This window comes from Rhizobacter sp., from assembly GCA_021153565.1.
Taxonomy (GTDB): domain Bacteria; phylum Pseudomonadota; class Gammaproteobacteria; order Burkholderiales; family Burkholderiaceae_C; genus Albitalea.
The window spans coordinates 1-9,973 of the sequence record JAJKJU010000225.1; the positions used below are offsets into that span (position 1 = coordinate 1).

A 9,973-nucleotide genomic window follows, 5' to 3' on the forward strand; every position below is an offset into this window, starting at 1 on the left:
CTGACCGCGTCGCAACGCCAGCAAGTGCTGATCGACTGGAACGCCACGCAGGCCGACTATCCGCGCGAGCAGTGCGTGCACGAGCTGATCGAAGCGCAGGTCCAGCGATCACCCGAGTCGGTGGCGGTGACGCATGGAACAACAAACCTGACTTATGCCGAACTCAATGCCCAGGCCAATCGACTCGCCCATCACCTGATCGCACTCGGCGTGACGGCGGACGAGCGCGTGGCCATTGCCATGCCACGCGGGGCCGCCATGCTGGTCGGCTTGCTCGCCATTCTGAAGTCAGGCGGTGCCTACGTCCCGATCGACCCGGCCTACCCGGCGGAGCGGGTGGCCTACATGCTGAACGATGCCGCGCCGAAGGTATTGCTCACGCAAGCTTCCCTCGAGAAGGACTGGACCGCGTATTTGCCATCCGACCGTATCGTTTGCCTCGATACCGATGTGCGGCAATGGTCTGGCCAGCCAGCGCACAACCCCAGCGTCCACATGACGCCACGGCATTTGGCCTATGTGATCTATACCTCGGGTTCGACGGGTCAACCCAAAGGCGTCATGGTTCCCCATGGGGCTGTGGTCAACCTGTTGACGTCCATGCGGCACATCGCGGATCTTCATTCGGAAGACCGCTTGCTGGCAATCACGACGCTGAACTTTGACATCGCGGCGCTCGAGCTGCATGGGCCTCTGATTTGCGGTGCTCAAGTCGTGATCGCCGACCGGGACACTGTCCTCGATCCAGTGAGTCTGGCCCGCTGTATCGAAAAACATCGCATCACGGTAATGCAGGCCACCCCCAATGTGTGGCGCTTGTTGCTCGACAGCGGCTGGAGCGGAAGTGCGGGCCTGAAGGCGCTGTGCGGTGGCGAAGCGCTGAGCAAGGAGCTGGCGCAGCGCCTGCAGCCGCTGTGCTCGGCCCTGTGGAACCTCTACGGCCCCACTGAAACGACCATTTGGTCAACGGCATATCGAGTTCGACCCCTGACCCACGATGCCGGATCGCCCCCTATCGGCCATCCCGTGGCCAACACCCGCATCTACGTCCTCGATGCGCAGGGTGAGCCGACGCCCCCGGGCGTGATTGGCGAGATCCACATTGCCGGCGACGGAGTGGGGCGTGGCTATCTGCACCGCTCGCAGCTGACGCAGGAGCGCTTCCTTCCCGACCCGTTTGCACCGGCATCGCGTGGGCAGCTTTCGGCGCGCATGTACCGCACTGGCGACTTGGGCTGTTGGCGGGCCGACGGCGCCCTCGAGTACCACGGCCGCAACGATTTCGAGGTCAAGATACGAGGCGTACGCATCAACCCCGCGGAAATCGAGTCGGCACTGGCCCGCCATCCCGGCGTGCGAGAAGTGGCTGTCGTGGCTCATGCGCAGGGCGTGGGCGACAAGCACCTCGTGGCTTACGTGGCACCTCGCGCGTTCGATGACACACAAGCGAGCGCCAACGGCCCGGGCATCAGCTTCAGCCTCTTCTACTTCGGAGCCGAGGTCCACGATCCGGCCAACAAGTACGGCCTGTACCTCGAATCGGCGCAGTATGCCGACCGGCACGGATTCGAGGCGGTCTGGACTCCGGAGCGCCACTTCCACTCGGTGGGCGGCCTGTATGCCAACCCTTCGGTGCTGAGTGCGGCGTTGGCGACCGTCACCCAGAACATCAAGCTGCGTTCCGGCAGCGTCGTGCTGCCCTTGCATCATCCCGTGAGAGTTGCCGAAGAATGGGCGATGGTGGACAACCTGTCGCATGGGCGCGCTGGCGTCTCGGTCGCCTCGGGGTGGCATCCCCAAGATTTCGTGCTTTCTCCGAGTGCATACGCGTTGCGCACGCAGGAGATGCTCCGTGGCATCGAGATGATCAGGACACTTTGGCGCGGCGAATCCATTGCTCTGCCGAACGGCGCGGGCGAAACCTCCGAGATTCGCATCTTTCCCCGGCCTGTGCAGCAAGAACTACCGTTGTGGATCACAGCCGCTGGAAACCCGGACACCTTCGTTCAGGCCGGAAAGGTCGGGGCCAACGTGCTCACGCACCTGCTGGGCCAGAGCATGGCCGAGCTGGCCCAGCAGATCGCCCGCTACCGCCAGGCCAGACTGGAGGCCGGACACGACCCTGAAACAGGCCGCGTGACCCTGATGATCCACACCTTCCTGGGCGACGACGTCGACAAGGTGCGCCAGCAGGCCAAGGACCCTTTCATCAACTATCTCAAGAGTCATGTGGGGCTGAACTCCCTGGCGCAGGGCCTCAACATCTCGATGTCGGGGGCACCCGATGTGGAGGCCCTTGCCGAACTTGCCTTCGAGCAGTACTCGCAGACGTCGGCGCTGATCGGCACCCCGCAGAGCTGCCGGCCTCTCATCCAGGAAGCAAGAGACATCGGCGTCGACGAGATGGCGTGCCTGATTGACTGGATGGACGGGCCGAGCGCCATGGCGGGTCTTGCGCATTTGAACCGCTTGCGCGAACTCTCACAGCGTACTCATCCCAGTTGGCGGGAGCTGCGGCGGTTCCTCGTCGCACGTCTGCCGCAGCACATGATCCCAAGTGCTGCGGTGTTCGTCGACAGCCTGCCAGTCACCGCCAACGGCAAGCTCGATCGCAAGGCACTGCCTGAGCCGAATGCAGAGGCTTCGATCATCGCGAGATACGAAGCGCCGAGCGGCCCGAGGGAGGCGGCGGTCGCGCAACTGTGGGCCGAACTGCTCGGGCTACAGCGGGTGGGCCGGCACGACAACTTCTTCGAGCTCGGCGGCAACTCCCTCATGGTCGTCACTGTGCTTGAACGCCTGCGCCGAGCAGGCATGCCGGCCGAAGTACGAATGCTCTTCGCGAATCCGACTCCAGCATCACTGGCTGCCTCCATGACATCTGGCGAAGCCGCCGGAGAGTCGCCCGAAACCATCGAAGTGACGCTTTAATCGTGCAGCACCGCATAGATTCCACATCAACCTACCGCTTGGCCGATTCGCTGGTCGCAGAGCCGCTCGTCAATGGGTGGGGCGCTTGGTGGATGACGCTCGCCCCCATTCCTGCCAGCATGCATTTCGTGCACGCACAGCGCCAGGCGATGCGCTCTTACATTGACGACCCGGCCTTGCACTACCAGATGGCCAGGGACCCATCTCTGAGCGGCAATCCCTGTATCGGTGTGGCACCGTCGCAGGCTCATGAGGTGGCAGCCTTGCTGACCCACTCCGAACGCACGCTGCACGACTGGAGCCTGCTTGCGAATGCTGTGGAGGAGCTTCAATCGACTTTGCTTGTGGAGGCGCGAGGACAGTCACTGGAGTCGCTCTATGCCAAGGTGCCCGCGCCCTTGCGCGGTCTCGTGGAGTTGGTCTACGACTACCTGAATCGACCTTCCTTTCGAATCATCGAACCTCTCGTCTATCGAAGCACCCACTACAGGCCGCAACTGCAGAGCTTGCGCGTCAGGTCGCTGGAAAGCGATGACAGTCGACCGTTTCTGTTCAGCACGCCGCATGTGAGCCAACCGGGCGAGTGGCACTGGCACCTTCCGTTTGCCAGCCCCCGGCTGGACGATTTCTTCCGGCTCGATGTGCAGCCGCGCACGCTGAGCGACATCTTCGACCTGTGCGAAGCAGACGCTGCGGCACAGGCCTCGCTGCAGGCCTTGTTAACGACCGCGCCGCCGAAGCCTTCGCATGGCAACGCGTTGCCGACGCGCGTGTCGTATCTGGGCCATGCCACCGTGCTGATCCAGTTTCAGGGCATGTCGATTCTGATCGATCCGTTTCTCAGCGTGAACCCACTGCATGGCGGAGCGAATCGACCGACCTTTCAAGACTTGCCACCACGTATCGACTATGTGCTGATCACGCACGCCCACCCTGACCATTTCTCGCTTGAGTCCTTGCTCCGGCTGCGGCATCGCATTGGTTGCCTGGTGGTTCCGCGATCCAGCGGATCCCTGATGGGCGATGTGTCGCTGCGCGTCATGGCCCAGACGATCGGATTTCGCAACGTCACGGAGATCGACGCACTCCAGTCCATCGACTTGCCCGGCGGGGAAATCGTCGGGATACCCTTCCTGGGCGAGCACGGCGACCTGGCTCACGCCAAGACTGCCTACGTCGTGCGGCTAGAGCGACAGCAAATGCTTTTCGCAGCGGATTCCGCGTGCCTGGATCCCATGCTGTATGAAAGAGTGAGGGAAGCGGTCGGTCCCGTGCCGACCGTCTTCCTCAATACCGAGACCGAGGGCGCACCTGCGGCCTACACGATCGAAGCGCTGCTCCCGCAAGGTCGCGATCGCGCGCTCGAACGGGATCGCAGGTGCAGGGGCAGTACGTCGACGCAGGCACTGAAGCTACTCAAGGCGATAGGCGCACGCTGCGTCTACAACTATGCAATGGGGCTGGAGTCCTGGTTCCAGCATGTTCTCGGTCCGGCGCCATCACCGACTTCGGTGAGGATGCGCGATTCCGACGAGTTTTTGCAGCGAGCACTCTCGGCAGGTCTTCGCCATGCGCGGCGTCTGCACGGCCCGCAAGAGGTCGCACTTTTCGACAACGACGACACGCTCTGCGTCCCCGGGAGTGATGTCGAGACGACGATATGAACATGACATTTTCCGATCTGCTGCTCGAACTGGGAAGGCGCGGCGTGCGCGTGCGCCGCGATGGCAACGACGTCAAGCTGCGCGCTGACAAGCAGGCGTTGGATCCCGCCTTGCTATCGAGCTTGCGCGAGCACAAGCCCGCTTTGCTCGACTGGATAGGACCGGAGCGTTCCGAGTGGACTGTGCTCGAGGCTCCCTTGGGGGAACTGTCCAAGGAAGAGCGGGAGCGAATTGCCGAATCCATTCCCGGCGGCATCTCCAATATCCAGGACACCTACTGCTTGGCTCCACTGCAGGAGGGCATCTTCTTCCACTACCTGGCAAGCGTTGAGGGGGATCCCTATCTGCTGCCCTGGCTGCTCGCCTTCGACGGCCGGGAGCGGCTCGATCGTTTCACCTCTGCGTTGCAGTCGGTGATCGACCGGCACGACATTTTGCGCACGTCGATGGCATGGGAAGGATTGGGTTCGCCTGTGCAGGTCGTCTGGCATCAGGCGCCCCTGCACATCGAGGAAGTCGCCTTGCCGGACGATGTCGGCGATGTGGCCGAATGGCTACTGGATCGGTTCAGGCGATTCCGAATCGATGCCAGACGAGCGCCGCTGATGCGTGCCTTCGTGGCGAAGGATCGAGCACGGGAGAGATGGCTTCTGATGCTGCTGTCTCATCAACTCGCCATTGATCACACCAGCCTGGACATCCTCCTTGAAGAGATCAATGCCCATGTGCTTGGTGAGGCGCATTTGCTGCCCGCGCCATTGCCTTTCAGGGGCTTTGTTGCTCGATCCAGATCCGCAGCAAAGCAAGCTTCTCACGAGGCCTTCTTTCGACGCATGCTGGCCGACGTTGATGAACCCACCTTGCCCTTCGGCTTCATGGACGTGCGAGGTGACGGCTCCGCGCTTGCCGTCGCGACCCGGCCCATCAACCCCTCGCTGGCGCATCGCTTACGGGAATGCGCGCGGGCCCTGGCGGTGAGCCCCGCGAGCGTCTTTCACGTGGCATGGGCTCTGGTGATGGCGCGCCTTTCGGGCCGCGACGACGTCGTTTTCGGGACCGTGATTTTCGGTCGCATGCAGGCGGAAGATGGCGCGAGCCGTGTGCTGGGCCTGTGCGTCAATACGCTTCCCGTGCGCATTCGCGTCGGAAGCGTTTCCTTGGAGCAGGCCATTCGCGACACGCATGCCATGCTCGCTGAGCTGTTAAGCCATGAGCAAGCGCCGCTGGCTCTTGCCCAGCGCTGCAGTGCAGTGCCTGCGCCCACGCCTTTATTCAGCGCCGGATTCAACTACCGATATAGCAGCAGGCAGCGAACGCTGGCCGATGCGTGGGACCGGTGCGGCATGGAAGAGTTATTCAGCGAGGAGCGAGGAAACTACCCGCTTCATGCGGAGGTGGATGACTTTGGCGATGGTTTCACGCTGACCACGCATGTGCACAGGTCTGTCGATCCAATGCGCATCGCCGTCTACATGGAGAACGCGCTTGCCGGCGTCGCGGATCTCGTGCAGCGAGAGCCGCTTTGCAGTGCGGGCTCCATTGACATCCTCCCGGCCGACGAGCGCCGCCAGCTGATCGAGGAATGGAACGCAACCGAATCGCCGTTCCCCGAGGATCGATGTATCCATGAGCTTTTCGAAGACCAGGTGCAACGTGTGCCCGAGGCCACTGCCGTGGTGTTCGAGGGTAAGCGTCTCAGCTATGCCGAACTCAACGCGCGCGCAAACCGTCTCGCTCGTCATCTGATCGCGCTCGGGGTGGGGCCGGATTCACGCGTCGCCATTGCGCTGCCGCGCGGCCCCGCCATGCTGATTGCGGTTCTGGCTGCGCTGAAGGCTGGAGGCGCTTACGTGCCAATGGATATCACCCAACCGCGCGGACGCCTGGAGCTCATGTTGTGTGACAGTACGCCGAGCGTGCTGCTTACCCTGAGTGAGGTGCGAGCGTCGCTAGATGAACTGCCGCATCCAATTCCGGTCGTGGAACTCGACGCCGCGGTCCGGTCATGGGATGGTCTGTCCAGCGCTGACATCGCACCCGCGACACTTGGCCTCAACTCATCCCATCTGGCGTATGTGATCTACACCTCCGGATCCACCGGCATGCCAAAGGGCGTCATGGTTGAGCACCGCGCCTTGTGCCACTCGACTGCCGCTCGCAGGGCCTGCTATGGCGTACCCAACTGCATGGCGCTTGTGCCGCCCATGACATTCGATGCGTCGGTGGGCGTGCTTTTCTGGACCTTGTGCACAGGGTCGACTCTCGTGGTACCGACATCGGAACAGGCACAAGATCCGCGTCACCTGCGAGATCTTGTCGAGCAGTATCGTCTTCAGTTCTGGCTGGGCACTCCCGCGCTTTACGACGCCATGCTGTCGGCTTGCGAACCCGCTGCATTGACATCGCTGCGCGGCGTGATCATCGGCGGAGAGACGCCGCAGGCCTCGGTGCTCGAAAAGCATGGGCAACTGCGCGGTTGTCCCACGCTCTACGGTGAGTACGGTCTCACCGAGACGACGGTGTGGTCTGTCGTCACGCAGCTTGATGCCTCCAACAGGGCCGTGATCGGGAAGCCAATAGCCAACGTGCGCGTTTACATCCTGGATGCGCATGGACAACCAGCGCCCATCGACGTAGCCGGAGAAGTACACATCGGCGGTGCCGGCGTGGCGCGCGGGTACTTGAATCGCCCGGCGCTGACGGAACTGGGCTTTGTGCCTGATCCTTTCGACAGCAACCCGCGCGCGCGCGCTTACAAGACCGGCGACCTCGCACGATGGCGCGCTGACGGGACGATCGAGTACGTCGGGAGAACAGATCACCAGGTGAAGATACTGGGCTTTCGAATCGAGCTTGGCGAGATCGAGGCGTGCTTGGGGCAGTGCCCTGATGTCGGTGAGGCGCTTGTGCTTGCCCGCGAGGACGCGTCTGGGGATCGCTGGCTGGTGGCCTACTACACTGCACCGCGCGAGGTCGACGGGCATGTGCTTCGTGATCACCTTGCGCGTCATCTCCCCCATTACATGGTGCCTGGTGCCTATGTGCAACTTGCCAATCTGCCACTCACGCCCAACGGAAAGATCGATCGATCGGCGCTTCCCGATCCCGACGTGCACGGCATTGACCCAAGGGGCTACGCCGGCCCGGTAGGTGCCCTGGAGAAAGCCCTGGTGGGCATTTGGGCGCAGGTACTGCACCGCGCGCCTGAAGAGATTGGCCGGCGCGACAACTTCTTTGATCTGGGCGGGCACTCGCTGCGCATCGTGCAAGTGGCTGGACTGCTGCAGCGAAGCGGCTTCGACTTGCCCGCGGCGGCATTGTTTGCGCATCCCACGATAGAAGAACTGGCCCGCCATCTTTCCACGCAGACAGATCCAACGACCGCACGCGGCGCCATTCCATTTAGAGTGAAGCCCGAATCGCCGCCGCTGTTCCTTGTTCACGAGGTGTGGGGCGAAGTTCTCTACGGCCCCGCACTTGTCGCGCACATCGATCCGCGGTTCAGCGTGTATGGGCTCTGCGGACGCGATGCCAAGGAAAAGCCGATCGTAGACTTCCGCGAGCATGCAGCCAGTCTCCTTGAAACCATGCGCGCTGTGCAGCCCAGCGGGCCGTACTTCATCGCCGGCTGGTCGTTTGGCGGCGTGCTGGCCTATGAGATGGGGCGGCAACTCCTGGATAGCGGGGAACAGGTTGCCTTCATCGGCTTGCTCGACACGGCCAACCCGTCGACAGCGGAGATTGACTTGGAGGCTGAGGCGAACGATCAGGTTCGATTGTTGTCCGCCCTTGAACCTATCGGCGACCCGGTCGCCGCCGCACACCTGGCTCACTTGGCAGAAACGGCGACCTTTGATGAATTGATCAAGGCTGCGCAGCATGCGCGACTGCTGCCGGCACGCATGAGTGCCGAGCAAGTCAAGCAATACCTGGCGCACTACGACGCTTATGTGCGGGCTTTGATCGCATACCGGCCACTTCCGGTTGATATGGCGATCCATCTGTTTCGTGTGAGCGACGGCCGAGATCCTTGGCTGGGCTGGGATCGTCTCCTTCCGGAGGAGAGCATCCATGTCGATCAGGTACCGGGATCCCACCAATCCATGGTCGCCTCGCCGCATGTCGAATCGCTAGGACAGCTTGTGTCGCGCGCGCTTCTCAATTCACTGCCGAGTCCGCGCCGAGCTTCAGCAACCGCATCGCGTTCTGCTTCAGGATCAGCGGCTTGACTTCCTCTTTGAAGCCGGCCTCCCCGAAGTCCTTCATCCATCGGTCGGGGGTGATCAGCGGAAAGTCGCTGCCGAAGAGGATGCGGTCCTTCAGCAAGGATGGGTATGGGTGTCGATGGCGATCAGATTTGCCGTGTCCATGTCTGTTGCTCCAGTGCGCACTCCATGAAGGCGATATGCTCGAAATCTATCGCCCGCTCGCGATGAAGTCCGGATTCTCGAATCCCGGCTTGCCATATCGAAAGTCATCTCCGTTCATGTCGGTCAAGCGTCCACCGGCGGCAGACAGTACTGCATGGCCGGCAGCCGTGTCCCACTCCATCGTGCGGCCGAAACGTGGATAAAGATCGCCCCGTCCTTCGGCGAGCAGGCACAGCTTGAGCGACGAACCGCAGAAGTGGATCTGCGCCACCTTTTGTGATTGCAGAAACGTGCGCAGCAGGGCCAGATCGCCGTGCCACCTGCTGGTGAGAACCGTGAGGCCTTCAGGCGGCGCGGTACGGCAGCGGATTCTGCGTTTGCCTTTCGCGTCTTCGACCGTTGCACCATGCCCGGCCGCTCCGGCAAACAGCCGATCGATCGCAGGTGCGTACACCACGCCCAGCACCGGTATGCCATCTTCGATCAGAGCGATGTTGACCGTGAACTCGCCGTTGTGCTGGATGAAATCGCGAGTGCCGTCCAAAGGGTCCACCAGCCAGAAGCGCTCGCCGACCGCAGGAGTCTTCCCGCTGGCGAATGCTTCTTCGGCCACCAAGGGAACATCAGGGGACAGGCTTGTCAGCGCGGACGCGATCAATGACTCGGCCAGCTCGTCCGCCTGCGTGACCGGCGAAGCGTCGGCCTTGCTGCGCACCTCACATTCGTCCGCGTACACCGTCATCACGGCCTGGCCCGCGCGGCGCGCGATACTTGTCAATTCGTCGAGCAAGGCATATATCGGCAAATCTGGCTTCAACGGCAGTCCTCGCGATTGAGAAAAGATCAGCCCATCCCTAGCGCAGTGGCCGGCCCCGGAACTGATTGATTGTCGTCGCAGCAATTGCCCTGCCCGCAGTGAGAGGCTGAGAGCATTTCGAACGTGTCCGAGCGGCACGTCAAAAGGGCACCTGATCTAGGCGTAAAGCGCAGCCATAGCTTGGCTATGGC

4 protein-coding genes and 1 pseudogene are annotated in these 9,973 nt (G+C 62.3%); 3 read left to right on the forward strand and 2 right to left on the reverse strand.

Annotated features, from left to right (window positions below; genetic code table 11):
• The 3 genes from AC30NL_RS14330 to AC30NL_RS14340 all read left to right on the forward strand — a co-directional run.
• On the forward strand, nt 1-2,931 hold a 2,931-nt coding region (locus AC30NL_RS14330; RefSeq protein WP_489464671.1), incomplete at its 5' end, for an LLM class flavin-dependent oxidoreductase.
• A gap of 2 nt (nt 2,932-2,933) precedes the next feature.
• Nucleotides 2,934-4,595, forward strand: a complete 1,662-nt coding sequence (locus tag AC30NL_RS14335) for an MBL fold metallo-hydrolase (protein ID WP_489464672.1) — start codon at nt 2,934-2,936, stop codon at nt 4,593-4,595.
• A gap of 2 nt (nt 4,596-4,597) precedes the next feature.
• Nucleotides 4,598-8,824 carry a non-ribosomal peptide synthetase gene (locus tag AC30NL_RS14340; RefSeq protein ID WP_489464673.1) on the forward strand — a complete coding sequence of 1,409 codons (4,227 nt, stop codon included), beginning with the start codon at nt 4,598-4,600 and terminating at the stop codon, nt 8,822-8,824.
• Here AC30NL_RS14340 and AC30NL_RS14345 read toward each other — a convergent pair.
• Nucleotides 8,754-8,924 (reverse strand): annotated as a pseudogene (locus tag AC30NL_RS14345) (amidohydrolase family protein); the annotation flags it as partial. The gene AC30NL_RS14340 and the pseudogene AC30NL_RS14345 overlap by 71 nt on opposite strands.
• 87 nt (nt 8,925-9,011) lie before the next feature.
• The gene (gene cysQ, locus AC30NL_RS14350) at nt 9,012-9,782 is read right to left on the reverse strand and encodes a 3'(2'),5'-bisphosphate nucleotidase CysQ (RefSeq protein ID WP_489464674.1); all 771 of its coding nucleotides are present in this window, start codon (nt 9,780-9,782) and stop codon (nt 9,012-9,014) included.
• Between the last annotated feature and the right edge of the window lie 191 nt (nt 9,783-9,973).